General features: G+C 62.0%; 27 protein-coding genes and 1 riboswitch. Of the genes, 20 read left to right on the top strand and 7 right to left on the bottom strand.

What is annotated here, in order from left to right:
* The first annotated feature begins 261 nt into the window (after positions 1–261).
* The 3 genes from B9Z33_RS09300 to nrdR all read left to right on the top strand — a co-directional run bounded on the left by B9Z33_RS09300 (position 262) and on the right by nrdR (position 3,000).
* Positions 262–1,029, top strand: coding sequence for a transglycosylase SLT domain-containing protein (locus tag B9Z33_RS09300; protein ID WP_158270202.1), 768 nt, complete (start codon positions 262–264; stop codon positions 1,027–1,029).
* A 36-nt stretch (positions 1,030–1,065) separates the two neighbouring features.
* A riboswitch (ZMP/ZTP riboswitch) is annotated at positions 1,066–1,242 on the top strand.
* Positions 1,243–1,293: 51 nt separating this feature from the next.
* Positions 1,294–2,538 (top strand): serine hydroxymethyltransferase, encoded by a 1,245-nt coding sequence (gene glyA / locus B9Z33_RS09295; RefSeq protein WP_108286715.1) that lies wholly within the window; start codon positions 1,294–1,296, stop codon positions 2,536–2,538.
* Between the two features lie 12 nt (positions 2,539–2,550).
* Positions 2,551–3,000: a transcriptional regulator NrdR gene (gene nrdR / locus B9Z33_RS09290; RefSeq protein ID WP_108286714.1), complete on the top strand. Its 450-nt coding sequence runs from the start codon at positions 2,551–2,553 to the stop codon at positions 2,998–3,000.
* A gap of 46 nt (positions 3,001–3,046) precedes the next feature.
* Here nrdR and B9Z33_RS09285 read toward each other — a convergent pair whose 3' ends face one another.
* Positions 3,047–3,604 (bottom strand): GspH/FimT family protein, encoded by a 558-nt coding sequence (locus B9Z33_RS09285; RefSeq protein WP_233252781.1) that lies wholly within the window; start codon positions 3,602–3,604, stop codon positions 3,047–3,049.
* Positions 3,605–3,742: 138 nt separating this feature from the next.
* On the opposite strand from B9Z33_RS09285, the gene B9Z33_RS09280 reads away from it, so the two are divergent.
* The 6 genes from B9Z33_RS09280 (at position 3,743) to B9Z33_RS09255 (ending at position 9,438) form a co-directional block, all read left to right on the top strand.
* Complete coding sequence (locus tag B9Z33_RS09280) at positions 3,743–4,213, top strand: type IV pilin protein (RefSeq protein WP_158270201.1); 471 nt, start codon at positions 3,743–3,745, stop codon at positions 4,211–4,213.
* An 18-nt stretch (positions 4,214–4,231) separates the two neighbouring features.
* Positions 4,232–4,894, top strand: coding sequence for a PilW family protein (locus B9Z33_RS09275; protein WP_108286711.1), 663 nt, complete (start codon positions 4,232–4,234; stop codon positions 4,892–4,894).
* The gene (locus tag B9Z33_RS09270) at positions 4,891–6,156 is read left to right on the top strand and encodes a hypothetical protein (RefSeq protein WP_233252780.1); all 1,266 of its coding nucleotides are present in this window, start codon (positions 4,891–4,893) and stop codon (positions 6,154–6,156) included. Before B9Z33_RS09275 ends, B9Z33_RS09270 begins: the two co-directional genes overlap by 4 nt.
* Positions 6,153–6,641, top strand: coding sequence for a prepilin-type N-terminal cleavage/methylation domain-containing protein (locus B9Z33_RS09265; RefSeq protein WP_146183848.1), 489 nt, complete (start codon positions 6,153–6,155; stop codon positions 6,639–6,641). The genes B9Z33_RS09270 and B9Z33_RS09265 overlap by 4 nt, the downstream gene beginning before the upstream one ends.
* Positions 6,642–6,663: 22 nt before the next feature.
* Positions 6,664–7,833 (top strand): bifunctional diaminohydroxyphosphoribosylaminopyrimidine deaminase/5-amino-6-(5-phosphoribosylamino)uracil reductase RibD, encoded by a 1,170-nt coding sequence (gene ribD, locus B9Z33_RS09260; protein ID WP_233252779.1) that lies wholly within the window; start codon positions 6,664–6,666, stop codon positions 7,831–7,833.
* Positions 7,834–7,902: 69 nt separating this feature from the next.
* Positions 7,903–9,438: an AMP-binding protein gene (locus tag B9Z33_RS09255; RefSeq protein ID WP_108286708.1), complete on the top strand. Its 1,536-nt coding sequence runs from the start codon at positions 7,903–7,905 to the stop codon at positions 9,436–9,438.
* A gap of 195 nt (positions 9,439–9,633) precedes the next feature.
* Here the strand turns inward: B9Z33_RS09255 and rpiA are convergent, their stop codons facing one another.
* Positions 9,634–10,305, bottom strand: coding sequence for a ribose-5-phosphate isomerase RpiA (gene rpiA, locus B9Z33_RS09250; protein WP_108286707.1), 672 nt, complete (start codon positions 10,303–10,305; stop codon positions 9,634–9,636).
* A 92-nt stretch (positions 10,306–10,397) separates the two neighbouring features.
* On the opposite strand from rpiA, the gene B9Z33_RS09245 reads away from it, so the two are divergent.
* Entirely contained in the window at positions 10,398–11,441 is a 1,044-nt protein-coding gene (locus B9Z33_RS09245; RefSeq protein WP_108286706.1) for a quinone-dependent dihydroorotate dehydrogenase, read from the top strand.
* Positions 11,442–11,445: 4 nt separating this feature from the next.
* Here the strand turns inward: B9Z33_RS09245 and B9Z33_RS09240 are convergent, their stop codons facing one another.
* A complete protein-coding gene (locus tag B9Z33_RS09240; RefSeq protein ID WP_108286705.1) occupies positions 11,446–12,264 on the bottom strand; it encodes an acyl-CoA thioesterase II in 819 nt (272 codons plus the stop codon).
* Between the two features lie 153 nt (positions 12,265–12,417).
* Positions 12,418–13,527 (bottom strand): NAD(P)/FAD-dependent oxidoreductase, encoded by a 1,110-nt coding sequence (locus B9Z33_RS09235; RefSeq protein WP_108287078.1) that lies wholly within the window; start codon positions 13,525–13,527, stop codon positions 12,418–12,420.
* Between the two features lie 107 nt (positions 13,528–13,634).
* On the opposite strand from B9Z33_RS09235, the gene B9Z33_RS09230 reads away from it, so the two are divergent.
* The 3 genes from B9Z33_RS09230 to B9Z33_RS09220 all read left to right on the top strand — a co-directional run bounded on the left by B9Z33_RS09230 (position 13,635) and on the right by B9Z33_RS09220 (position 17,332).
* Positions 13,635–14,396 (top strand): SDR family NAD(P)-dependent oxidoreductase, encoded by a 762-nt coding sequence (locus tag B9Z33_RS09230; protein WP_108286704.1) that lies wholly within the window; start codon positions 13,635–13,637, stop codon positions 14,394–14,396.
* Between the two features lie 78 nt (positions 14,397–14,474).
* Positions 14,475–14,696: a hypothetical protein gene (locus tag B9Z33_RS09225; protein WP_108286703.1), complete on the top strand. Its 222-nt coding sequence runs from the start codon at positions 14,475–14,477 to the stop codon at positions 14,694–14,696.
* Between the two features lie 29 nt (positions 14,697–14,725).
* Positions 14,726–17,332: a TonB-dependent siderophore receptor gene (locus B9Z33_RS09220; RefSeq protein ID WP_158270200.1), complete on the top strand. Its 2,607-nt coding sequence runs from the start codon at positions 14,726–14,728 to the stop codon at positions 17,330–17,332.
* A gap of 75 nt (positions 17,333–17,407) precedes the next feature.
* Here B9Z33_RS09220 and B9Z33_RS09215 read toward each other — a convergent pair whose 3' ends face one another.
* Both B9Z33_RS09215 and xseA read right to left on the bottom strand, forming a co-directional pair.
* Entirely contained in the window at positions 17,408–17,989 is a 582-nt protein-coding gene (locus B9Z33_RS09215; protein WP_108286701.1) for a superoxide dismutase, read from the bottom strand.
* Positions 17,990–18,322: 333 nt separating this feature from the next.
* Positions 18,323–19,678 (bottom strand): exodeoxyribonuclease VII large subunit, encoded by a 1,356-nt coding sequence (gene xseA, locus B9Z33_RS09210; protein WP_108286700.1) that lies wholly within the window; start codon positions 19,676–19,678, stop codon positions 18,323–18,325.
* A gap of 354 nt (positions 19,679–20,032) precedes the next feature.
* Here xseA and B9Z33_RS09205 point away from each other — a divergent pair, with 354 nt between their 5' ends.
* The 6 genes from B9Z33_RS09205 (at position 20,033) to adk (ending at position 23,923) form a co-directional block, all read left to right on the top strand.
* On the top strand, positions 20,033–20,650 hold the full coding sequence (locus tag B9Z33_RS09205) for a MotA/TolQ/ExbB proton channel family protein (RefSeq protein ID WP_108286699.1): 618 nt from the start codon (positions 20,033–20,035) through the stop codon (positions 20,648–20,650).
* A 9-nt stretch (positions 20,651–20,659) separates the two neighbouring features.
* Positions 20,660–21,082: a biopolymer transporter ExbD gene (locus tag B9Z33_RS09200; protein ID WP_108286698.1), complete on the top strand. Its 423-nt coding sequence runs from the start codon at positions 20,660–20,662 to the stop codon at positions 21,080–21,082.
* A 5-nt stretch (positions 21,083–21,087) separates the two neighbouring features.
* Complete coding sequence (lpxK, locus tag B9Z33_RS09195; protein WP_108287077.1) at positions 21,088–22,092, top strand: tetraacyldisaccharide 4'-kinase; 1,005 nt, start codon at positions 21,088–21,090, stop codon at positions 22,090–22,092.
* A gap of 60 nt (positions 22,093–22,152) precedes the next feature.
* Positions 22,153–22,359 (top strand): Trm112 family protein, encoded by a 207-nt coding sequence (locus tag B9Z33_RS09190; RefSeq protein ID WP_108286697.1) that lies wholly within the window; start codon positions 22,153–22,155, stop codon positions 22,357–22,359.
* A 9-nt stretch (positions 22,360–22,368) separates the two neighbouring features.
* Complete coding sequence (gene kdsB / locus B9Z33_RS09185; RefSeq protein WP_108286696.1) at positions 22,369–23,145, top strand: 3-deoxy-manno-octulosonate cytidylyltransferase; 777 nt, start codon at positions 22,369–22,371, stop codon at positions 23,143–23,145.
* Positions 23,146–23,266: 121 nt separating this feature from the next.
* Positions 23,267–23,923 (top strand): adenylate kinase, encoded by a 657-nt coding sequence (adk, locus tag B9Z33_RS09180; protein WP_108286695.1) that lies wholly within the window; start codon positions 23,267–23,269, stop codon positions 23,921–23,923.
* A gap of 98 nt (positions 23,924–24,021) precedes the next feature.
* Here adk and B9Z33_RS09175 read toward each other — a convergent pair whose 3' ends face one another.
* Positions 24,022–24,978 (bottom strand): asparaginase, encoded by a 957-nt coding sequence (locus tag B9Z33_RS09175; protein WP_369916700.1) that lies wholly within the window; start codon positions 24,976–24,978, stop codon positions 24,022–24,024.
* Between the two features lie 83 nt (positions 24,979–25,061).
* Between B9Z33_RS09175 and lexA the strand changes: the two genes are divergently transcribed.
* A complete protein-coding gene (gene lexA, locus B9Z33_RS09170; protein WP_108286693.1) occupies positions 25,062–25,733 on the top strand; it encodes a transcriptional repressor LexA in 672 nt (223 codons plus the stop codon).
* The last annotated feature ends 11 nt before the right edge of the window (positions 25,734–25,744 follow it).

The following is a 25,744-nucleotide window of genomic DNA, read 5'->3' as shown; positions in this document are numbered from 1 at the left end:
AAACGGCGGAAATCTCTTGTGATTTCGGACACATCAGCCTCTTTATATTTCTTTTTTGTATATTTTTAAACTTTGATAGTATTGACTTGATATTAAATATTCCTAGAATTCGTCCACATCCCGAATTAGGGATAACCCGATATCGCTGCCGAACCCGGCTTTAGCTGCACCAGCCCATGGCTGTTTTGCAGAATGCGTCCCCCCCACCAACAAGCGCTCAAGTGATGCAAGTCACTGCCGCTTGGCATGAGAGGAAGTGCTATGACAGCGCCATTGAACATGTCCCGCCTGGGTCTGAGTCTGCAGACTTGGGCCATGGACGTCCGTGAAGGTTTTGTAGAAATCACCCGCCACAGCCTGGCTTTGCTTGGCTTGGTGGTCGTGCTGGTGAGCCTGACTTTTGTGTCTCGCCCCGAGCTGCAGGCCTCCGCCAGCGAGGTGCTGCTGGGCTGGCTTGAGATCAGACAAGGTGAAGTTCCAGACACCGCCGAATCCGGCAATGCGGCCCATCGCTCAACCGCCAAGAGCCTCAAAAACCTGACGTCCGACCAACTGTTGGTCACCCGTTGGCTGAGCCGCAAGTACCGCGTCTCCAGCGAGCCATTGGGCGCCGTGGTGTCCGAAGCTTGGGCAATTGGTGAGCGCAGTCAACTGCCGCCCAGCTTGATCCTGGCGATCATGGCGGTCGAATCCCGTTTCAACCCGTTTGCGTCCGGAAGCCAGGGCAATGTGGGTTTGATGCAAATCGAACGCAAAGCACACGTGGATGAGTTGAGCCGTTTTGGCGGGCAATTGTCGGCTTTCGACCCCCTGACCAATTTGCGCATCGGTGTGCGCCATTTGCAGGCCCTGATTCAGCAGACCGCCACACTGGAGGAAGCTTTGCGCCTTTACGGCATGTCCTCCGGACAAACCACCGAGCAGCTGTATGTCGAACGGGTATTAGCCGAGCAAAAATTGCTTGAAAAACTCACGGAACGACAAAACACCGCAGCCCTGTCAGCCAAAGACCGCCTGCCCCCGCAGTAAAAACCCGGCCAAGCGCTTGTAAGGCTGGGATACACTATTCAGGTGCGCGACTGGCGATAGGAGCCCCGTTTTCCAGTAAGACGAGATCACTCTGACGTGGACCGCGGTGCCCCTCCAACTCGGAAGCACCCCAAACCACTGGGAAGCGCACAGCCCGGAAGAGGCTCTCAAGGCCCAGACCAGGGTTTTCAGCCGTTCGCCTGGGCAGCCCTTGTCAACAACCCCCTTGTTGAGCCAAGGTTCCATCTCTTTTGAAGGACTGCCATGTACGACCGCAACATTCTGATTGAACAAGCCGACCCCGAAATTTTTGCCGCCATCCAGGCCGAAAACGCGCGTCAGGAACACCACATCGAGCTGATCGCCAGCGAAAACTATGCTTCGCCCGCCGTCATGGCCGCGCAAGGCTCGCAGCTGACCAACAAATACGCCGAAGGCTACCCCGGCAAGCGCTACTACGGTGGCTGCGAATTCGTGGACATCGCCGAGCAATTGGCCATCGACCGCATCAAGCAGATCTTTGGCGCAGACGCCGCCAACGTGCAGCCGCATTGCGGCGCATCGGCCAACGAAGCCGTGTTCCTGGCTTTCCTGAAACCCGGCGACACCATCATGGGCATGAGCCTGGCTGAAGGCGGACACCTGACCCACGGCATGCCCCTGAACATGTCGGGCAAGTGGTTCAACGTCGTGTCCTACGGCCTCGACAAGAACGAAGCCATCGACTACGACGCGATGGAAGCCAAAGCCCGCGAGCACAAGCCCAAGCTGATCGTGGCCGGTGCCTCGGCCTACTCCCTGCACATCGACTGGGCCCGCTTTGCCAAAGTGGCCAAAGAAGTCGGCGCGATCTTCATGGTCGACATGGCCCACTACGCGGGCCTGATCGCTGCAGGCGTCTACCCCAACCCCGTGCCCCACGCCGACGTGGTGACCTCGACCACGCACAAGAGCCTGCGCGGCCCACGCGGCGGCATCATCTTGATGAAGGCCGAGCACGAGAAAGCCATCAACAGCGCCATCTTCCCCGGCCTGCAAGGCGGCCCGCTGATGCATGTGATCGCGGCCAAGGCCGTGGCCTTCAAGGAAGCGCTGCAACCTGAGTTCAAGGCTTACCAAGCTCAGGTGATCAAGAACGCCCAGATCGTGGCCGAGACCCTGACCCAGCGTGGCCTGCGCATCGTGAGCGGCGGCACCCAGAGCCACGTCATGCTGGTCGATCTGCGAGCCAAGGGCATCACCGGCAAAGTGGCCGAAGCGGCTTTGGGCGCGGCCCACATGACGATCAACAAGAACGCGATCCCGAACGACCCTGAAAAGCCGTTCGTGACCAGCGGCGTGCGCATCGGCACCCCCGCCATGACCACCCGCGGCTTCAAGGACGAAGAAGCCCGCGCCACGGCCCACCTGATCGCCGACGTGCTGGACAACCCGCTGGACGAAGCCAACTTGGCGGCTGTGCGCGCCAAGGTGCACGCGCTGACCAGCCGTTTCCCGGTTTACGGCTGATCGGACAAGGCGATGAAATGCCCGTTTTGCGGTCACCTCGAAACCCAAGTGGTGGAAACGCGGCTGGCCGAAGACGGGGATTTCATCCGCCGTCGCCGTCAATGTGGGGCGTGTGAGAAGCGGTTCACCACTTACGAAAAGCCGGAAGTCAACTTTCCGGCCATCGTCAAAAAAGACGGCCGACGCATCGAATACCAACGCGAAAAACTGCGTGCCAGCTTGAACCTGGCCCTGCGCAAGCGCCCCGTGAGCACCGAGCAGGTAGACGGTGCGATTGAGCGCATCGAAGAAAAACTGCTGGCACTGCCCAGCCGCGAAGTCGCGTCGCACCGCATTGGCGAGCTGGTCATGCGCGAGCTGAAAAAGCTCGACAAAGTGGCCTATGTGCGCTTTGCCAGTGTGTACCGCAATTTTGAAGACATCGACGAATTCAAAATGCTGGTGGACGAAGTCCGCAACTGATCACGGCCTTAAGGCTTAAGAACCCAGCACCCTGCCGTTTGCGAACTCAACACTCGGTGTCAGCAGGCAACATGGCCGTTTCTAGCCTAGGCTTGCCCACCGCATTGATCACCACCCGCCAAATGGCCGCTTGCCCCGGTCTGCACAATGTCAAGGTGCCCGCCTGAAAAGCCCCTGTGGTGGTTTGGCTGCGCCCTTCTGCGCCAAAAGACACATAGCGGTTCACCGTGGCGTTGCCCTCGAGCTTCAAAAACGAAGGCACGCTTTCCTGCACCTGCAACACCGGCTCATTCGCCTCGCGCACAGCGTTGTCATTGGCATCCACAAACACCACCCAACCTTGCCCCCAACGGCCCTCTGCAGCACAAAGATCGCCAGCACTGCGCAAGCAAAGCGTCACCCGCTGTTGGCGGCGCAAAGCCTCTGAACGTGCCAGCATGAGGCTGCCGAGCAGGCGCTCTGCCTGACTTTGCATTTGGTGTTTTTGACGCAGCTCGGTCAAGCTGGGCGCGGCCAACGCCATCAGCGTGCCCAGCAGCGCCAGCACCACCAGCGCTTCAAGCAGCGTAAAGCCACTCCAGCCATTGCGTCGAAAGCTGCGCATGCCTTGTTCTCCAGATGAAACCCGATGAAGCTGTCCAGCCACACCCAACCGGGCAGCCGAATTCGGTGTCATTGGCCTGTACAAGTCATTATTAAGTATTCACAATCAAATGTCTCATCATCAGCACGGGAGCTGGGCATGTGCATCGACACCCGAAGACGACAGAGCGCAGGCAAAGGCCACGCTCAATACGCTCAAGGCTGGACTTTGAGCGAGTTGCTCATCAGCCTGGCACTGATGGGCGTGCTGGCTGCGGTGGCCTTGCCCACCTACACCGCACAACAACGCCAGACGCGGCGCGCCGATGCGCAAAGCGCCTTGCAGCAATTGCAACTGGACCAAGCCCGATGGCGCGGCACCCACGACAGCCACGCCGCAGACCTGGCCAGTTTGGGCTGGGCCTCTGACCGCTCGCCTTCAGGGCATTACCTGATCGCCATCGAAGACACATCGGCCGATGGCTACACACTGACCGCCACCCCCACGGGTGGGCAAGCCAGCGACACCGCTTGCCGCCCGATGCGCCTGCAAGTGCTGGCCACGGGCAGCGTGGTGCTCAGCAGCGGTGCTGATTTGAACGCCGACCCCAGCCGTTGCTGGCGCCAGTGAACCATACATGAGCCGCACATGAGTCACACCCGTTTGCGGCACCCGCCGAGAGAGCTACAAAAGCCTCAAAAAGGCGAAACCCTGGTCGGGCTGATGGTGGGCATGGGCGTCGGCTTGGTGGTGCTGGCTGGCGGCAGCCACATGCTGGCGCAGCACCTGCAAGCGCACCGCTGGGCCTTGCAAGACAGCCATCTGCACCACGACCTGCGCTCAGCCCTCGATGTCCTGGGGCGGGAACTCAGGCAGGCCCAATCTTTGGGGCAAGCGTGGTCAAACCGATCCCCGGCGCAATGCCAGGATGCGTTTTGCGGTGATGCCCAAGACCTCCGAATTCAAGGCGACCGCATCGACTTCAGTCGAGACCGCAACCAGAACGGCCAAGTGGACAACAACGACTGCGTGGGTTTTCGCCTGAAAGACAACAAACTGCAAGTGCGCACCGCCTGCACACCCGAGGTGTGGACCGACATGACCGATGCCGGCAGCCTGAAAATGCTGGATCTGCAGTGGCAAGTGCTGTGCGAAAGGCGAGGGCCTTGGGTGGCTCGCTCGGTCACGGTGCAAGCCAGCGCGCAATGGCCACGAGATGCCACACGCCACCTGAGCCTGTCGCAGACCATCTCGCTGCGCAACGATGTGCCGGCGACACCCTGGCCTGCTGTTTGTGGCACGCGCCCATGAGTCGCCTTCTGTTGTGCCGCGAGCCACAAGCCAAAATGCAAGCCCAGGTGCAAAGCGGGGCCATCACCTTGCTGGTGGCCATCACCCTGGTCATGCTGGCCAGTCTGGCCAGTTTTTACAGCTCACGCAGCGTATGGGTCGACCGCTTGGCCAGCAACAACCAAAGCCACGCCACGCAGGCACACTTGGCGGCCGAAGCAGCACTGGCATGGGGCCGGGCCGAGTTGGCCAGGTCATACAACGCCAACCCACCGCAAGCCGCCACTTTTTGGCAAACCGCCCGCAGCGCGCCCTGCCCTGCAGGCTACCCGGGGCCGCGCTGGCAATGCAGCCCCATGTCGCCACCGGCACATCCGGGCATGGGCCATGCGGCGCTGCATGTGCTGGCGGTGCGTGATCTGTTGGCATCGCCCCATGTGACCGAGCTGCACGCCTCGGCCGAGATCACAGGCCAACAAGCCCAAGCGCAGGTGAAAGGCAGCGTCTTTTTGCCCACGGTGGCACCCGCCCCCAAAGGTGCCAGCACAGCCGCTTTGGTGGTCAATGGTTGCGTATCGCCCGCCGCAGATGCGGCGGTCACGGTCTGCCCTTTGAGCAAAAAAGGCTCGGCCTGCAGCGGCACGCCTGCAGGCGATGCCGTGCACAGTTTCTGGCTGCCCGACAAAAACGGCAATGGCGTGATTTCGGCTGCCGAGCGCCTGAACTGCCTGGCCTTGTTGCCCGAACACCGGCCGGGTGGCGGCAGCTTGACCGGGCCCGCCGCCGCCTTGCCCCGCGCGCCTTGCACTTCCAGCGCCTGGAGCAATGTGCTGGGCGACATCACGCCGGCACAGGTCAAGGCGTGGTCGGACGCGCAAGAGCGCAATGGTCTGCACGCCCAAAGCCAGCCACCCCGAAGCGTCTACTGGGTCGACAGCCCGGCAAGCTGGACTCAAAACCTGGGCCAAGCTGAAGCGCCTGTGCTGCTGGTGTTTTCGGCCACCGCATGTGGCCTGCGCTGCCCCAGCATCGCCAGCGGGGTGCGCATTCTGGGCACGGTGGTGCTGCAAACGCAATGCCAAGACGACAAAGCACGGGCCTGGCGGGCGGGCAACATCGAAGGCCAGTTGGTGGTCGAATCCGGCCTGCCCGACTTGCAAAGCGGCAGCCACATTCAGGCCCGCACCTATTCGCCTGCCGCTTATCAGTTGGCCTGGCCCGTGGGCATGGACGCCAGCCAGGTCCAGCGGGTGGCCGGTAGTTGGCGGGAGGGCGTGCGGTGAACCACCCCAAAACCCACCCGCGAGCAGGACGTCGAAGCCGGGTTTTCGCGCACCTGCAAGCCTATCGGCACACCCGAGGCATGGCCCTGATCGAAGCCTTGGTGGCCTCGGCCGTGCTGGGCATTGGCTTGGCGGGTGCCACCCGTTTGACGCTGCATGCGCTGCAAACGGCCAGCGACACCAGGCAACACACGGTGGCCCAAGCCTTGGGGTCGGATGCGATGGAATGTCTCCAATCCGGTCGGGCGCTGTGCGAAATGAACCAGGTGGTGACAGTTCAGGGCACCCGCTACACACTGCAAAGCCAATTGCACCCACGCGCTGAGTTGGCGCTGCTTGACATCGAAGTCCGTGTGCAATGGCCTGCAGTGGGGCGGGCCCAGGCATCCGGACCCAACGGGACCTCAGCGCAGGGCACCGGCCAACTGGTTTTGCACAGCAGCCGCGACCAGGTGCCCGCCTGGGTTGGCGTATCCTTGCCTTGATCCGATATTTCTGATTTTCACTGTGACTTCATCCTTGCCTGCTGCTGCACACCCTACGGGCCCATCCCCCCTGCACCGCGCCCTCGAACTGGCCGCCCAAGGCCTGTGGCTGACCTCGCCCAACCCCCGTGTGGGCTGCGTGATCACCGCCGCCGATGGCACCGTGCTGGGCGAAGGTCACACCCAGCGCGCAGGCGGCCCGCACGCCGAAATCATGGCGCTGCGCGATGCCGCCGCACGCGGGCACAGCGTTCAAGGGGCCACCGCTTGGGTCACACTGGAGCCCTGCGCCCACCAGGGCCGCACCGGGCCTTGCTGCGATGCGTTGGCCGCTGCCGGCATTGGACGCGTGGTGTCGGCCATGACCGACACCAACCCCAAAGTGGCAGGCCAGGGCATGGCCAGGCTGGCGGCAGCCGGCGTGCAGACCGAAACCCTGCCCCCGCAAAGCGACATCGCCGTGCAGGCGCGTGAGCTGAACATCGGCTTTTTCAGCCGCATGGAGCGCGGCCTGCCCTGGGTGCGCATGAAGATGGCCGCCTCGCTCGACGGGCAAACCGCCTTGCAAAACGGCCAGAGCCAGTGGATCACCAGCGCCCCCGCCCGCACCGACGGCCACGCCTGGCGCGCCAGGGCCTGTGCCATCCTGACCGGCATCGGTACCGTGCTCGAAGACGATCCGCTGCTCAATGTGCGCGGTGTGGACTCCCCGCGCCAGCCGCACCTGGTGGTGGTGGACAGCCGCCTGGACATGCCCCTGAGCGCCAAGCTGCTGGACACGCAAGGCACGGGCGACCAGGCCCGGCAGATCTGGATCTACACCGCCGCCACATCCGAAAACCTGGACAAACGTGCCGCGCTGACCGCACGCGGCGTGACCGTGATCGACTGCCCCGGCCCCGGTGGCAAGGTCGATCTGGCGGCCATGCTGCGCGACCTGGCCCGGCGCGAGATCAACGAACTGCATGTCGAAGCCGGGCACAAGCTCAACGGCTCGTTCATTCGCGAAGGGCTGGTGGACGAGTTTTTGGTCTATCTGGCCCCGCAACTGCTCGGCCCGGGGCAAGGTCTGGCCAATTTGCCAGCCCTCACCGAGCTGAGTGGTGCGGTGCAGCTGGCCTTTCATGCGGTGGATCGCGTGGGGCCGGATTTGCGCTTGCTGCTGCGCAAAAGCCCGCAATGTCAGGCCTGAAGCCACCGACCTACAACTGCACGCAACTGTCAGGGTCAAAATAGCGGCCCTTTTGCTGGAGACATTGAATTGAACCTCGCCCATTTGCTGCAACGCCAGGCCCGCATGGCCGCGCACAACCCCGCCATCCTGAACGGCACCCAAGTCGTGGCCACGCATGGCCAGTGGGCGCAGCGCTGCCAGCATTTGGCGGCAAAGTTTCAGGTGGCAGGGTTGCAGCCGGGCGACCGGGTGGCGCTGTTCATGCGCAACCATGTGCGCTATCTGGAGGTGTTGTTCGGAGCCTGGTGGGCCGGGCTGGCGGTGGTGCCCATCAACGCCAAACTGCATGTGCGCGAGGCGCAATGGATCATCGACAACGCCCAGGCGCGCTGGGCCTTTGTGACGAGTGACATCACCAGCGACACCGGTGAAAACCTCACCGGGGTGGAGCGCGTCATCGACGTGGACAGCGCCGAAGCCGATGCGCTGTGGCAGTTGCCAGCATCACCTCTTGCTACGCCCATCACCGAGCGCCGCGCCGACGACCTGGCTTGGCTGTTCTACACCAGCGGCACCACCGGCAGGCCCAAGGGCGTGATGATCACCCACCGCAACCTCATGACCATGGGGCTGGCGTATTTCACCGATGTCGATGCGGTGGCCCCGCTAGACTGCATCGCGTATGCCGCGCCCATGTCGCACGGCGCGGGCATCTACGCCATTCCCCACCTGATGGCGGGGGCCCGGCACATGGTGCCGCCTTCGGGCGGGTTCGAACCGGCCGAGCTGTTTGCGCTGGGCCAGCAGCTCGGGCCGCTGTCGCTGTTTGCCGCGCCCACCATCGTCAAGCGCCTGGTGGACCATGCCGAGGCGGACGGATTGTCCGTGCAAGCCTGCGGCCGGTCATTCAAAACCGTGGTCTATGGCGGTGCGCCCATGTACGCGGCCGACATCCAGCGGGCGCTGCGTGTCATGGGGCCGCGTTTTGTACAGATTTACGGCCAAGGCGAAAGCCCCATGGTAGGCACCGCCCTCTCGCGCCAGCACCTGCAAGACACGGCACACCCACGCCATCTGGCACGCCTGGCCACGGTGGGCGTGGCGCAAACGCCGGTGCGCATCCGCGTGACCGATGCGCAAGGGCAAGACCTGCCACTGGGCGACGTGGGCGAAGTGCTGATTCAAGGCGACAGTGTCATGGCCGGTTATTGGCGCAACCCCGAAGCTACGGCCAGCGCCATTCAAAACGGCTGGCTGTTCACGGGCGACATGGGCTGCCTGGACGCCGACGGCTTTTTGACCCTGAAAGACCGCAGCAAAGACCTGATCATCAGTGGCGGCTCCAACATCTACCCCCGCGAAATCGAAGAAGTGCTGCTGCACGCACCAGGCGTGGCCGAAGTGGCCGTGGTGGGCGCACCCGATGCCGAATGGGGCGAGGTGGTCGTGGCCTTTGTGGTGCCCCAAGCCGGGCACACGCTCGACACGGCGGCGCTCGATGCGCTGTGCCTGCAAGAAATAGCCCGCTTCAAGCGGCCCAAGCGCTACGAAGTGGTGAGCAGCCTGCCGAAAAACAATTACGGCAAGGTGCTGAAAACCGAACTGCGGCAGCGGCTGGTCTGATTGAACACCCATGTCGGGGCTGAAGCCGCCGACAGTTGGCGCAACCAACCGCACGGATGTGGGAGCGAGCCCCTGCTCGCGAATGGTTGTGCCGAGCGTGCTCTGTTCAAGCCAAGCACCTGAACCACCCTTCGGCCGCAGGGGCGGCCTCCCACGAAAGACCTGCCCCCGGCCTCCCACAAGGGATCGGGTGATTTAAAAATTCAGTGTCTTCACACCATCCGATGTGCCCAGAAGGCACACCTGCGCTTTTTGCAGCGCAAACACCCCCACCGTGACCACACCGGGCCACTGGCTGACTTGGGTCTCAAAGGCCACCGGGTCTGTGATCTTCAGGCCCTTCACGTCCACGATGTGCTGGCCGTTGTCGGTCACCAGCGGCTGGCCGTCTTTCTGGCGGACTACTGCTGTGCCACCCATGGCCGCAAACTGGCGCATCACGCGGGCCGTGGCCATGGGGATGACTTCGACCGGCAGCGGGAAAGCGCCCAGGGCATCGACCAACTTGCTCTCGTCGGCGATGCAAACAAACTGCTTGCTCTGAGCCGCCACGATTTTTTCGCGGGTCAACGCCGCGCCGCCGCCCTTGACCATGTGGCCTTGGTGGTCGATCTCGTCCGCGCCGTCGATGTAGACCGACAGGCTCTCGACCTCGTTGCTGTCGAACACCGGAATGCCCAAGGCCTTGAGGCGCACAGTAGAGGCTTCGGAGCTGGACACCGCGCCCTTGATCTGGTCTTTCATCGTGGCCAGCGCATCGATGAATTTGTTGACCGTGGAGCCGGTGCCCACGCCGACGATCTCGCCGGGAACAACGTATTTCAGGGCGGCTTGGCCCACCAGGGCTTTGAGTTCGTCTTGTGTCATGGGGTCGGGTCTGGGTAAAAAATAAAAGTACGCCGGGGTTTGAGACAATCGGAGCCAATGTCTTCAAAGCCTTTGCTGGCCGGAATTATCCAATGTCCCTGATCCCTTATGCCCTCGCCCGCTCCTTTTTGTTCAAGATGGACCCCGAAGAGGCCCATGAACTGACCATCGAGGGCCTGGCCCGCACCCAAAACACCCCGCTCGACCGCGTCTACCGCCAGCCCTTTGTGGCGCAACCCGTCACTTTGGCGGGTTTGCACTTTCCTAACCGGGTGGGTCTGGCTGCGGGTCTGGACAAAAACGCCCGCTGCATCGACGGCCTGGGCGCCATGGGTTTTGGCTTTGTCGAAGTGGGCACCGTGACGCCCAAGGCGCAGCCGGGCAACCCCAAGCCGCGCATGTTCCGCCTGCCCGAAGCGCAAGCCCTGATCAACCGCCTGGGCTTCAACAACGACGGGCTGGACGCCTTCATCGCCAACGTCAAGCGCTCCAAGTTCCGCCAACAGGGCCGCCTGCTGGGCCTGAACATCGGCAAAAACGCCGCCACACCCATTGAAAACGCCACCGACGATTATTTGATCGCACTGGCAGGCGTGTACCCCCATGCCGACTATGTGACGGTGAACATCTCCAGTCCCAACACCAAAAACCTGCGCGCCCTGCAAAGCGACGAAGCGCTCGACGGCCTGCTGGGCGCACTGGTGGCGCGGCGCGAAGAACTGGCCGCCGAACACGGCCGCCGCGTGCCCATGTTCCTGAAAATCGCGCCCGATCTGGACGAAACGCAAGTGGGCGTGATCGCTGCCACCTTGCAAAAACACGGCATGGACGGCGTCATCGCCACCAACACCACCCTCGCCCGCGAAGCCGTGAGCGGCCTGCCGCATGCCGAAGAAATGGGTGGCCTGTCCGGTTCGCCCGTGCTCGAAGGCAGCAACCGCGTGATCCGCGGCCTGCGCGTTGCCCTGGGCAAAGATTTCCCCATCATCGGCGTAGGCGGCATCCTGAGCGGGCATGACGCGATCTCGAAAATCGAAGCCGGGGCTGACGTGGTTCAGATTTACACAGGTCTCATCTACAAAGGCCCGGCACTGGTGACCGAGGTGGCGAGTGCTTTACAGCAGATGAAGCGCTGAGCGCTTAATCCTTGAAGTACACCAGCTGGTGCGTGCTCGCCAGCAGCTGACCTTCGGGGCTCCACAACTCGCCGGTCTGGTCAAAGTAGCCGTGGCGGTAGTTGAGTGCCTTGGCCACACCCAGCACATGGCGCGTGCCAACCTGCGCCAGCAAGGCGCTGTCGGCGTGGAAATAGGTGGTGAGGGACACCGTGCCAATCAAGGCGCGGCGACGGCGGCGGATGTAGATGCGCGGGAAGAAGCTGTCGCTGATGGCGACCAATGAGGCAAAGTCCATCGCCCGCTCGGGCTCGTCGCGCACCCACAAGGTAGAGCGCGAATGGGCTTGCTCCAGCTCGTCAAAGGCAGCGGGGAACGCGCCTTCGACAAAGCGCATGTCGTAGCGCTGCGGCCAGGCGGGCATGCCTTTGACGGGCATGCGGGGCACGGCATCGGGCTCGGGCACGTTGACGGGCATCACGGCCTCCACGTCAGACCAGGTTTCGCGCCTCACGGCAAACACGGCTGTGGCCGTGGCCACCACGCCTTCCGTCTGGTGGGCTTCAATGATCCAGTGCTGGGTAGAGCGGTTGGTGCGCACGGGCCGCGCCACAAAACGGATCTCGCCATCGGCCACCGGAGCCGCAAAGTTGACCGTCAGGGCCACGGGTTCGCCCAGGCGCTCGGGGTGCAGCATGGCCGACTGCAGCAACTGCGCTGAAGTGGTGCCGCCAAAGGGCCCAATCATGTTGGCGTAGGCTGAGTGGGTCGCGCCCGTGAATTCGTGGGGCAAGTCCTGACGCTCTGAGGCTTTCAGGTCAATGGCTTCGTCCAGAGGGTGCATGCGAAAAATGGGGCTGGTGGATCATGGTGTCTTCGCGACGAGGGCGTCGCTCCCACACGTTGGACAATGGCCTTGTCTTAGTGGGAGCCGCGCTCTCGCGGCGATCCAGTGCAGCATAGGTGCACGCCGGAGCCTGCGCTGTCTCACAAGCGATCAGCCCAGCCGGGCGCAGACCTCTTGCGCAATCGCCAGCGAACTCGTGAGGCCCGGCGATTCGATGCCCAGCAGGTTCACCAAGCCCGGCACGCCATGATCGGCGGGGCCTTGGATCATGAAGTCCGCCGCCGCTTCGTGCGGCGCATTGATCTTGGGCCGCATGCCTGCGTAACCGGGCTGCAGGGCACCGTCAGCCATGTCAGGCCAGTACTTGCGCACCTCGGCATAAAAGGCGTCACCTCGGCGCGGGTCGACCTGCAAGTCAGCGGGGTCGTCGACCCACTGCACATCCGGGCCGAACTTGGCCTGACCGCCCAGATCGAGCGTGAGGTGAACGCCCAAACCAGCTTTTTCGGGCACGGGGTAAATCAGGCGAGAAAACGGCGCCTTGCCCGCCAACGTGAAGTAGTTGCCCTTGGCGTAATGGGCTTGGGGCAAGAGGCTTATGTCCAGGCCGTCCATGCGCTCGGCCAATGCCATGGCGCTCAGCCCAGCGGCGTTGACCAGCACTTGGCACGCCAGCTCGGTGCCGTCTTGCGTGGTCACGCGGATCGGGTGGGTGGCGGTGCCGTGCTTCACGCCGATGTGCTGCACGGGCGAGACCAGTGCCAGCAGACCGCCTGCGTTTTCCATATCGCCTTGCAAGGCGAGCATGTAGCCGTGACTGTCTATCACCCCAGTGCTGGGCGAGAGCAGCGCCGCTTCGCAAAACAGCGCAGGCTCCAGAGCTTGGGCCTGCGCAGCCGTGAGTTTTTGCAAATCGTGCACGCCGTTGGAGGCGGCCTTGGCCATGATGCCGTCCAGCGCCAGCACTTGCTCAGGAGTTGTGGCCACGATCAGCTTACCCAACCGCTGGTGCGCCACGCCGCGATCGGCGCAATAGGCGTAGAGCATTTGCTTGCCCTGCACACACAGGCCCGCCTTGAGCGAGCCAGCCGGGTAATAAATGCCCGCATGGATGACCTCGCTGTTGCGCGAGCTGGTGCCCGTGCCGATGGCGTTTTCCGATTCGAGCACTATCACCTCGCGACCCGAGAGCGCGAGCGCGCGCCCCACAGCCAGACCGACCACACCGGCCCCGATCACAACAGCTTCAACTTGTTCCATGGGCAGCATTGTGGCGCAGGCTTGGTCCTGCAGTAGTGACACCCGCAAGACAGACACGGGCACCGTGCGCAGGCAGACTGCCCAGCATTCAACAAGGAGACCGTTTCATGTCGCTGTTCAATCTCAAAGGCAAAGTCGCCATCGTCACCGGCTCCAGCAGGGGCATTGGCCGATCCATCGCGCACCAGCTGGCCAAGCAAGGCGCCAAAGTCGTCGTGTCCAGCCGCAAGCAAGACGCCTGCGAAGTGGTCGTCAAAGAGATCCAGGCTGCAGGCGGCGAGGCGATGGCGATTGCCGCCAGCATCTCCAGCAAGGAACAGCTGCAAAACCTGATCGACCAGACCCGCCAAGCGTGGGGGCCTATCGACATTTTGGTGTGCAACGCGGCCACCAACCCCTATTACGGCCCCACCACAGGCATGAGCGACGAGGTGTTTGACAAAGTCATGCGCAACAACGTGCTGTCCAACACCTGGCTGTGCACCATGGTCTACCCCGACATGAAAGCCAAGAAGGACGGGGCCATCGTGATCGTGTCCTCGATCGGCGGCCTGCACGGCTCGGCCATCATCGGGGCCTACAACATCTCCAAGGCGGCCGACATGCAGCTGGCGCGCAACTTGGCGGTGGAATGGGGTCCGGACAACATCCGGGTGAACTGCATCGCCCCGGGCCTGATCAAGACCGACTTTGCCAAGGCGCTGCACGAGGACCCGGTGCTGAGCGCCAAGTACAACGGCGAGACGCCCCTGCGTCGCATGGGCGAGCCGGATGACATTGGCGGGGTGGCGGTGTTCCTCGCCAGCCCGGCCGGGCAATATGTGACGGGCCAGACCATCGTGGCCGATGGCGGGATGATGATTCGATGAATTTATCTCTTACACATAAATTTATTGATTTATGTGTATTTAAGTAATAACATTGGATCTCCACAACAGGAGATCCGCATGAAAGCACTTTCAATTTACCTCGCTGGCTTGGTCAGTTTGTTCGTTTTGTCCGCTTGCGATGTCCCCAGCAAAACAACCGAAACGCAAGCCAAAGACGCCCAGAAAGTCACCACGGAAGCGACCGCTGCAGCTGAACCTGTGGCAGCAGCTGCGCCTGCACCTGCTGCATCTCTCAAGTTGGTGCCCTGCAAGTTCCCTAACGATAAAAATTGCAAATAAGCGGAACAGACATCGCTAAGTCTTGAGCCGTGCAACAACCTGCAAACATGGGAGCCCAAGGTGTCTGTGCCTTGGGCATGGCCTGCACAATGCTCACTTCGTCGGTGAGCGCGCTGGCACAGACAGAGCAGGAGCCCAGTGCCCCGCCTAAGGAGTACCGTCAGTTTGAGAAGGTGGAGATCATCGGTTCTGCCATCTTGCAACGGGAGTCCAAGGCCAGCATGCCGCTGCGCATCCTGACCCGCCAGGACATCCACCGTCGTGGACTGAGCAGCCTAGACGAAGCCATCCAGAGCATGGCCGACCAGCTCAACTTCCAGAACCATGGCCAACTGGCCAGCACGATCCTTGGCGGACCCAATACAGCTGCTTTACATGGTCTGCCCCACGGCACCCTGGTCTTGCTCAATGGCCGCAGACTGCCCAGTTACGGCTTGCAAACGCTTTGGGGCGAACGCGCTGCGGTTGATTTGGGCTTTGTTCCGCTCAGTGCCGTGGAGCGGATCGAAGTGATGGCCTCTGGCGCATCCAGCCGCTATGGTTCAGATGCCTTGGCGGGCGTCATCAATGTGGTGACCAGATCAGAACGCCCGCAAAGCCACCTGAGTGTGGAAGAAGGTAAACCGCAGCATCCGGGCGGCCAATCCAGGCAGTTTGACTTGGCTTGGGGCCATGGCCAGTTTGACCGCGACGGCTACAGCTTTCAGCTCAACTGGCAAAGCGCCAAGCAAGACGCCGTTAGCGCAGGTGCCAGGCCCGCCAGCGCACAAGCAGCCCGCAGCATTCTGGTCGGTGGGCGAGAATTATGGGTGGGCGCTGAATATGCAAGTCCCTACGGGGCTCCGGCCAACATCGTCGATGCCCATGGCCAAATTCAACCCCACCCCGGACAAGGCCCCGGCACTTGTGCCCCCCATTTTTACAACCTGCCTTGGTCCAGTGGAGCTGAATGCTGGAGCAATCGGCAGCGCTGGTTGAGCCTTTATCCGCAGACCGATCGTCACCAGCTGCTGGCACAGGCGCAGTGGTCCATGAACGCGCAGCACGCGATTTGGGGCGAGATCCAGCTGACCAGACAAACCTTGAATTACGGCTATAGGCCACCGGCTTTGGCCGACATTGCATTGCCCAACGACGAAGGCGCATTGTTCAGTGCAGACACTTTAGGTCCCATCACTTCGCAAGATCTGAACCAAAGCCACCGGCTTTCCTTGGGACTCAAAGGTCAGTGGCAAGATTGGGATTACGTGCTATCGGCATTTACCGGCCAGCACAGGGTCGACCGCCGCATGTCTGGCAACGGCTGGCTGACCGACAATGATTTCGCAAGCTTAGGACTAAGCAAAGAAGAACTGCTGACCGATCCGAACCAATACAGTCCTGCCACCCGAGCCCGGCTGAACTCCTTGTGGGATGGCTCCTCAAGGTGGGTAGAGTCTGGCTGGACACGCCAACAAAGTCTGGAATGGCTGGCGTCTAAAGAAATTTTTGAAGGGGCACACGGCCCCTGGATGCTCGGCACCGGGCTCAACTGGCGGCGGGAATCGTTTGCGCAGCGTTTTTGGAACACCAGCAGGTCACCCGACATGTCAGGCAACCGCCAAGTCCTGGCGGCCCATTTTGAGCTGCAGGTTCCTTTGGCTGAGACCATAGAGGCCACGGCATCCCTTCGCCAAGACCACTATTCCGATTTCGGCAAAGCCAACACCGGCAAACTGGGGGCGAAATGGCAGCTCACGCCAGCATGGTTTTTACGGGCATCCACAGGCAACGGATTCAGGGCCCCATCACTAGCCCAAGTCAATGACTCGGAAGGGTTTATAGGCTATGCACCAGACATCACCGGTGGGAACGCCATTCAGGCCTTTGCGCGGGGCAATCCGCAGCTTCAGCCCGAAAAGTCACGATTACATCAATTGGGTGTGCAGTGGCAGCCCTCGGCCCAGTGGATTTTGGGTGCAGACTGGTGGCGACTCGATGTCAACAACAGTTTTGGCATCCTTTCAACGCAAAGCATCCAAGAAAATCCCGAATGGCGTGCCCGCTACATCCGAACGCAAGAAGACGGCAGCCAACGGATCACGCAAGAAAACCTCAATTTGGGCCGTAAACAGCTGCAAGGCATCGATTGGCACTGGACGTCTCGTCACCCACTGGACCAGGCCATCCTGAGGAGCCAAATTCAGGTCACCCAGTATTTGAAAGCACGACACCAGGACAGCCCCACGGGCCCCTGGAACAATGAGTTGGGCGAACTCAATACCAAAACGGGGCAGGCTGTGCCACGTTTCAAAACCCGCGTCATGCTGGGCTACGACATGGCCAACGGCCTGTCCCTGAGTGGCTTTGTAGACCATCTGTCCGGAAATCTGGAAACCTTCGATGCCTATGATTTCAGTACCGACAGCTACCAAACCCTGAACCGGAAGGTGCCTGGATTTTGGACTCTGGGGCTGGGCGTCCAATGGCGACGGGGCCCACATTGGACGTGGCAAGCACTCTTGAGCAATGCGCTGGACAAACAGCCACCCGTTCGTCTCGCACTAATCAGCAGCAACGGACCCAATGGCGTGGACACAAGGTATGCCGACTACGCAGGACGCAGCCTGAAGCTGCGGATCAACTACAAGTTCTGAATCCAGCCGCTCACAAGGTCTGCACCCAGCAAAAAGCCCGCATCAGCGGGCTTTTTGACTTGAAGAAACCGTCGATCAGGCGAAGTTCTTCTCAGCAAACGACCAGTTCACCAACTTGTCGAGGAAAGTCTCAACAAACTTGGGGCGCATGTTGCGGTAGTCGATGTAGTAGGCGTGTTCCCACACGTCCACAGTCAACAAAGCGGTGTCGCCAGTGGTCAGTGGTGTGCCGGCAGCGCCCATGTTGACGATGTCCACCGAGCCGTCGGCTTTCTTGACCAGCCATGTCCAGCCGGAGCCGAAGTTGCCCACGGCGCTCTTGACGAAGGCTTCTTTGAAAGCGGCGTAGCTGCCGAACTTGGCGTTGATGGCTGTGGCCAAAGCGCCTGTGGGCTCACCGCCGCCTTGGGGCTTCATGCAGTTCCAGAAGAAGGTGTGGTTCCAGATTTGGGCAGAGTTGTTGTAAATGCCGCCGCTGGACTTCTTGATGATCTCTTCGAGGGACATGCTCTCGAATTCAGTGCCTTTTTGCAGGTTGTTCAGGTTCACCACATAAGCGTTGTGGTGCTTGCCGTGGTGAAACTCCAGAGTTTCTTGGCTGTAATGGGGGGCCAAAGCATCGATCGCATAAGGCAGTGCGGGCAAGGTGTGTTCCATGAGGGTGTCCTTTTGTTGTTGCGGGTTGAGGGTAGACCCGTGCATTTTAGGGGCTGAGCGATCGCCCTTTGGCGCAGCAGGTCACTGAAAACGCCGTCAACCCGGCTATCGCCGTCGTGGGCTAATGCCCAGAAACCGATTTTGAAGAGCTCACGCTGTCCATCGCCGTCATGGGCCGGGGCCTGGGCACCGATTTTGGGTACTCCCTCATGAGGTGCCTAGGCCCCGACCCATGATGGCTTACCCACATCCCCAAAATCGGCCTCAGCCCATGCAGGCATTCGGCTGCAGGGGCAGCCTCCCACAAAGACAAGGCATCTCTCATTGACGCGATCAGCCCTGTACTTTCAAGGGCACTTCGCCGTCAGCCAGCGTCGCCCGAACCGCCTGGCCTGGCTGAAACTGGGCGGCGTGTGTCAGGGCCTGACCATGCGCATCGCTCAGCCAGGCGTAACCCCGCTCGAGCACCTGACGCGGGTCCACCGACGTCAAACGCAAAGCGGCACGCTCCAGGCGTTGGGCGCGTTGCTGCACCTGCTGGCCCTGGTTGAAGCCCAAACGGTCATTCAGGCGTTCCAACTGGTGGCCACTGTCGGTCAACTCGCTTTGCACACCCGCTTGCAAACGGTGCGCCAATTGGTCCAGCCACTGCCGGTGCTGGCCGAGCAAGGCTTGCGGGCGGCTCAAACGGGCGGCGATGGCGCTCAGGCGCTGGGCTTGGCGATCTTGCTGGCGCGCCAGCCCCACGCCCAGACGGGCAGCCACACTGTCCAGACGCTGGGCCTGCCGGTCTTGCTGGCGCAGCAGGCCCCGGGTCAATCGGTGCTCCAGCACGCTCAAAGCCTCCAGGCCCACACCCCGGTCTGTCGCGGCCATCTCGGCAGCGGCCGTGGGCGTGGGGGCGCGCACATCGGCCACAAAGTCGGCGATGGTGAAATCGGTCTCGTGGCCCACGCCACAAATGAGCGGCACCGGGCTTTGGGCGATCACCCGCGCCAGATTTTCGTCATTGAAAGACCACAGGTCTTCCATCGAACCGCCGCCACGCACCAACAGAATCACATCCACAGGCGGGCTCAGCGGGTTGTCTTCGGCCGTGAAGGCATACAGGCTTTGCAGGGCTTGCGCCAAGGTGGCTGCTGCGCCTGCCCCTTGCACCAAGGCTGGCGCCATCAACACCGGAATGTGCGGCACGCGCCGTTGCAAGGCGGTGACCACATCGTGCCAGGCGGCTGCGCCCAGCGAGGTCACCACGCCAATGGCACGGGGCTGCGCTGGCAATTCGCGCTTGAGCGCTGGATCGAACAGGCCTTCGGCCTCCAATTTGGCCTTGAGCCGCAAAAATTGCTCGAACAGCGCCCCCTGCCCCGCCCGGCTCATCGACTCAACAATCAATTGCAAATCGCCCCGGGCCTCATACACCCCCAAGCGGCCCCGCACCTCGACCAGCTCGCCATCGCGAGGCGAAAAATCCACCAAACTGGCGGCCCGGCGGAACATGGCGCAGCGGATTTGCCCCGTGTCGTCCTTGATCGAAAAATAGCAATGCCCACTGGCCGCGCGCGAGAAGCCCGAAATTTCGCCGCGCACCGCGACAGGATTGAACTGGGCATCCAAGCTGTCAGCCACAGCGTGGCACAGCGCGGAAACTGTCCACGCACGGGGCTTCAAATCGTCAATGGGGGGCATGGCATTGAGGTTTCATCAGCGTTTGAAGGGACTTTCAGGCGTCAAACCCACACCGGGTGGGCAGAAGTACTCCACAAGCCAAGCCCAACGCGGGATGGCGCAAAGGCGAAACAAGCGACAGAAAAAAGCATTCGCAAGTCATTGATTTCATTTAACTTTTTTAAAATAACCGGTCAAATTTCAAATAATTTATATATACCTGAGTATGCTGAACAAAGCGAAAAGCCAAGTTCTTCACAAAGTTATCCACAGAAACAGCGGTCTCTTGCCAGCACCGGGGCCCATCTCTCACAAAGCCAGGGCATTCGCCGATAATCAGCCTCTTTCGAGGCCGAAAAACTGGAAGGTATTTTTTTGTTGTCCATCATACAAGCCGCAGGTTGGCCCATTTGGCCGCTGATCCTTTGCTCCGTTCTGGCCCTCGCTTTGGTTCTGGAGCGCTGGGTTCAACTGCAAGACGACAAAGTCGTGCCCGCCAACATCCTCGCGCAGACCATTGAGGCCACGCAACGCGGTGTTCCGGCCCAAGAGATGATCCAAAAGCTGGACCAAGCGGGTGTCATGGGGCCGGTCTTGGCCAGCGGGCTGCGTTGCTTGCAAGAAAACCCCAAGGCCTCTGACGCAGACTTGCAGTCGAGCATGCAGATGGCCGGGCGCTTGGCGGCTCAGCAACTGGAGCGCTACCTGCCCGCTTTGGCCACCATCGCCTCAGCCGCCCCCCTGCTGGGTTTGCTGGGCACGGTGGTCGGCATGATCGACATTTTTGGGGCCCACACAGCGTCGAGCAACCAGCCCGCCTTGCTGGCGCACGGCATATCGGTGGCGCTTTACAACACGGCCTTTGGCTTGATCGTGGCCATCCCCTCCCTGATGTTCTGGCGTTACTTCCGGGCCTTGGTGGACCGCCATGTGCTGGCCATGGAAGTGGCCACCGAGACCTTCGCCCGGCATCTGGCCCGTTTGCGCGCTTAAAGGCTGCTTGTGAACTTCAAACCCAGATCTACCTCGCCGGAGCCGGAGATCAACCTGATCCCGTTCATTGACGTGCTGCTGGTCGTGCTGATCTTTTTGATGTTGACCACCACCTGGTCACGCCTGACCGAGATCCAGCTGAACCTGCCCGTGGCCGATGCCAACCCACCCAGCCAGCGGCCACGCCAGATCGTGCTGACGATCACCTCACAAGGCCAATATGCGGTCAACAAATCGCCCGTTGGGGGCAGTTCGGTGGGGGCCTTGGTGTCGGTTTTGACGCCACTGGCCGACAAGGACGCGATGCTGGTCATCAGCGCCGACGCATCGGCCACGCACCAGAACGTCATCAACGCGATGGAAGCGGCACGCCGCAGCGGTTTGTCCAAAATCACTTTTGCGGCCCAATCGGCCGAAACACCGGGCTCTTGATCGGCATGGGCTTGTCCACCTTTTTGCATCAGCGCTTGCCGCGTGAATGGGCCCAACGCGGCCCCGTGGCTTGGGCCTTGCGTCCGATCGCCGCTGTTTACGGCATGCTGATGGCGCTGCGGCGATGGGGCTACGCCGCAGGCGTCTTCAAAACCCGGCGTGTGCCGGCTTTGGTGATCGTGGTGGGCAACGTGGTCGCAGGTGGCGCAGGCAAAACACCCGTCACCATCGCCTTGGCCAAGCACTTGCTGGCCCAAGGCTGGCGGGTGGGCGTGATTTCGCGAGGCCACGGACGGCATACCCAGCATGTGCGCGCCGTGGCACACGACAGCCGCCCGCTGGATGTAGGGGATGAGCCCTTGTTGATTCACCAAGCCACAGGCGTGCCCGTTTGGGTGGCTCACGCCAGGGCCGATGCGGCGCAGGGCTTGTTGCAGGCGCATCCGGATGTGCAAATCCTGATCTGTGACGACGGTTTGCAACATTGGGCTTTGGCCCGCGACCTCGAAATTTGCGTGATGGACGAACGCGGCGTGGGCAACGGTTGGCTGTTGCCCGCAGGGCCTTTGCGCGAAACCTGGCCGCGCCCGGTGGACTGGGTGTTGCACACGGGCCCTCAGCTTTCGGACAACGCAGGGATGGGCGGGTACCGGGCCCAGCGTCAGTTGGCTGACCATGCTGTGGGCGCAGATGGCCGACGCGTGGCGCTGAGCACGCTGAAAGGCCAAGCGGTCGATGCCGTGGCCGGACTGGCCCGGCCTGAAGCTTTTTTCGGGATGCTGCGCCAAGCAGGCCTGACTTTGGCACACACCATCGCCCTGCCCGACCACCATGATTTCCAGGACTGGACAACGGCGAATACCGGCCGCACTTTGCTGTGCACCGAAAAAGACGCGGCCAAACTGTGGCCGCACGAGCCCGCTGCCTTGGCCGTGCCCTTGGTGATCACGCCCGAAGCGGCTTTCTGGTCTTCGCTGGACGCCCGCATCGCGCAACTTCTGCCGCGCTGACATGTTTGGGTTCTCCCCTGCAGCCGCCCCACAGGCATTGGGACCGGTATCATTGGCCACATGGACACCAAATTGCTTGAATTGCTGGTCTGCCCCGTCACCAAAGGCCCCCTCGACTTCGACCGTGAGCGGCAAGAACTGCTCTCGCGCAGCGCCCGCTTGGCCTATCCGGTGCGCAATGGCATCCCGATCCTGCTGGAAAACGAAGCCCGCACCCTGAGCGACGAAGAAATCGACAAGCTCGCGGCCCTGCGCCCGCCGCTCTGAGGCCCCACCATGAGCGATTCAGCCAAGCCGCAAGGCTTCACCGTGGTCATTCCGGCGCGTCTGGCGTCCAGCCGTTTGCCCAACAAACCGCTGGCCGACATCGCCGGTTTGCCCATGGTCGTGCGCGTGGCGCAACGTGCCCTGCAGTCGCAGGCCACACAAGTGGTGGTGGCCGCTGACGACGAAAGCATCGTGGCCGCCTGTGCTGCCCACGGCGTGCGCGCACTGTTGACCCGCCAAGACCATGTCAGCGGCAGCGACCGCCTGGCCGAGGCCTGCCAACTGCTGGGCCTGGCCGCCGATGCGGTGGTGGTCAATGTGCAGGGCGACGAACCCCTGATCCCGCCCGCCCTGATCAACGATGTGGCCCGCGTGCTGACCGAGCGCCCCGAAGCCAGCATGAGCACCGCAGCACACGCCATTGGCACGCTCGAAGAATTCACCAACCCCAACGTGGTCAAAGTGGTCATGGACGCGCGCCAGATGGCGCTGTATTTCAGCCGCGCGCCGATTCCCTGGTGGCGCGATGGCCAGGCCGCAGGTGGCTTCAAGGCCCTGCCCAGCCCGGCACCGCTGCGCCACATTGGCATTTATGGCTACCGCGCCGGTTTTCTGGCCTTGTTCCCGACCCTGCCCCCCGCGCCGATTGAAACCATGGAATCGCTGGAACAACTGCGCGCCCTGTGGCACGGTCACCGGATTGCGGTGCATGTGACCGATCAGGCCCCCGGCCCCGGCGTGGACACCCCTGAAGATCTGGCCCGGGTGCGGGCGCTGCTGGGCTAAGCCGACACCATTTTTTTCCAAATCCACCGTAAGCCTGCTTAGAGGCAGGCGTGATATTCTTAAAAAGATATGTGTCAGGCTTGCCTGACCCCAGATTCCAAACGATAAGAGGACTTTTCCCATGAGACTGATTCTGTTGGGCGCACCCGGCGCCGGCAAAGGCACACAAGCCACCTTCATCTGCCAGAAATACAACATCCCCCAAATCTCGACCGGCGACATGCTGCGTGCCGCCGTCAAAGCCGGCACCGAGCTGGGCCTGCAGGCCAAAGCCGTCATGGATTCGGGCGGTCTGGTCAGCGATGACCTGATCATCAACCTGGTCAAAGAGCGCATCGCCCAGGCCGACTGCGCCAACGGCTTCCTGTTTGACGGTTTCCCCCGCACCATCCCCCAGGCCGACGCCATGAAGGCCGCTGGCGTGAAGCTCGACTATGTGCTCGAAATCGATGTGCCTTTTGACGCCATCATCGAACGCATGAGTGGCCGCCGCTCGCACCCCGCGTCGGGCCGCACCTACCATGTCAAGTTCAACCCACCCAAAGTGGACGGTGTGGACGACGTGACCGGCGAACCGCTGGTGCAGCGTGCCGACGACCAGGAAGAAACCGTCAAAAAACGCCTGGACGTCTACAGCGCCCAGACACGCCCCCTGGTGGACTATTACTCCAGTTGGGCTCAGGCCGACGCGGCAGCCGCCCCCAGGTACCGCGCCATCAGCGGCACCGGCAGCGTGGAAGACATCACCACCCGCGCCTTTGCAGCTTTGGTTGACTGATCTTTTTCAGCGGTTTCGCTCAAAACAAAGCCCCGCAATGCGGGGCTTTGTTGTTCAGGGACTGCTGAAATGTTTTCTCTTGGGGGCTTCCTGAGGCCTTAGCCCATCAAATCAAGCATCAGGCTCACGCGGGCCTTGCAGGCGTTCAGCCCCCCAGGAGCCGTCTGTAACGCTGCCGGTTGCCCCACCAGCTGGCCTTCAGCGCAGCGGGTCGTCAGGCGCACGGCCATGCCCTGGGTCTGCGCCTGGGCCAACGCGTTCAGCAGGTGGTGGTGCACCGTGCCGTTGCCAGTGCCCGCCACCACCAGGCCTTTCACCCCCGCTGCCACCAGTGCGCTGACCTGACGCGCATCGGCCCCCGCGTGGCTGAGCAACACCGCCACCCAGGGCCAGCCGGCGGCGGATTGGTTCAGCGCCCGTTGGGCATGGGGGTGCTGCTCAGCAGACTGGCATGGGTATGCCCAGCGCACCTGCCCTTGTTCGACCCAGCCCAGCGGGCCAGCATCGCCCGAGCTGAAGGCATCCAGCCGGTAAGGATGAACTTTTTGCACATCACGGGCGCTGTGGATGCGGCCAGCGCAGACGGCCAACACACCGTGGGCCATCGGGTCGCGCACCACCGCCATCGCGTCCAGCAGGTTTTGCGGGCCGTCGGGCGTGAGGGCCGAGGCGGGGCGCATGGCACAGGTCAACACCACCGGTTTGGGGCTGTCCAGCACTTGTTGCAAAAACCAGGCGGTTTCTTCCAGCGTGTCGGTGCCGTGGGTGATGACGATGCCGCCCACATCGCTCTGAGCCAGCCAGTGGGTGCAGCGCTGCGCCAGCGCCTGCCAGGTGGCATGGTCCATGTCTTTGCTGTCCAGCTGGGCGAGCTGCTCACACACCAGGGCATCGCCTTGCAGGGCATCGCTCAGGCCGGGCACAGCGTGTAACAAATGCTGAACGCCCAGCTGCCCCGCGGTGTAGCCCGTGTGGTCACTGGCGCTGGCGGCCGTGCCCGCGATGGTGCCGCCTGTGCCCAAAACCACTATTTTTTGAATTTTTTTTGCATCCACCACTTGCACAGCCTCAAAAACTGGTTAAAAATACAGTCACTGGATGAAAAAACAGTTCATCCAGTCCTCACAAGGAAACCGCCATGACCGACAGCCCCAAACTCACCGCCCGGCAGCAAGAAATTCTGGAACTCATCCAGAACACCATTGCCAACACCGGTGCGCCTCCCACGCGTGCAGAAATCGCCAGCGTGTTGGGCTTCAAGTCGGCCAACGCCGCCGAAGAACACCTCAAGGCCCTGGCCCGCAAAGGGGCCATCGAATTGGTCAGCGGCACCTCGCGCGGCATTCGCCTCAAAGGCAGCAACCGCAGCAGCCTGCGCGCACCGTCCGATTTGTTCAGCCTCACCCTGCCCGGTCTGGGCCAGCTGAGTTTGCCACTGGTGGGCCGCGTGGCCGCCGGGTCGCCCATTCTCGCGCAAGAGCATGTGGATCGGACCTACCAAATTGAAAGCACCCTGTTCAGCGAGCAACCCGACTATTTGCTGCGGGTGCGTGGCATGTCCATGCGCGACGCGGGCATCATGGACGGCGACTTGCTGGCCGTCAAATCCACCAAAGAAGTCCGCAACGGCCAGATCGTGGTCGCCCGATTGGGTGATGAAGTCACGGTCAAGCGCCTGCGCAAGACCGCCAGCGGCATTGAACTGCTGCCCGAAAACCCCGATTACCAAACCATTGTGGTCAACCCCGAAGAACCTTTTGACATCGAAGGTTTGGCCGTGGGTCTGATCCGCAACACGCTCCTGATGTAACGCACCTGCTT

Source organism: Limnohabitans sp. T6-20, from assembly GCF_003063505.1.
In the GTDB taxonomy this organism is placed as follows: Bacteria; Pseudomonadota; Gammaproteobacteria; order Burkholderiales; family Burkholderiaceae_C; genus Limnohabitans_A.
The sequence above is the reverse complement of the archived record's forward strand: the minus strand, read 5'-3'. Positions and strand labels throughout refer to the sequence as shown.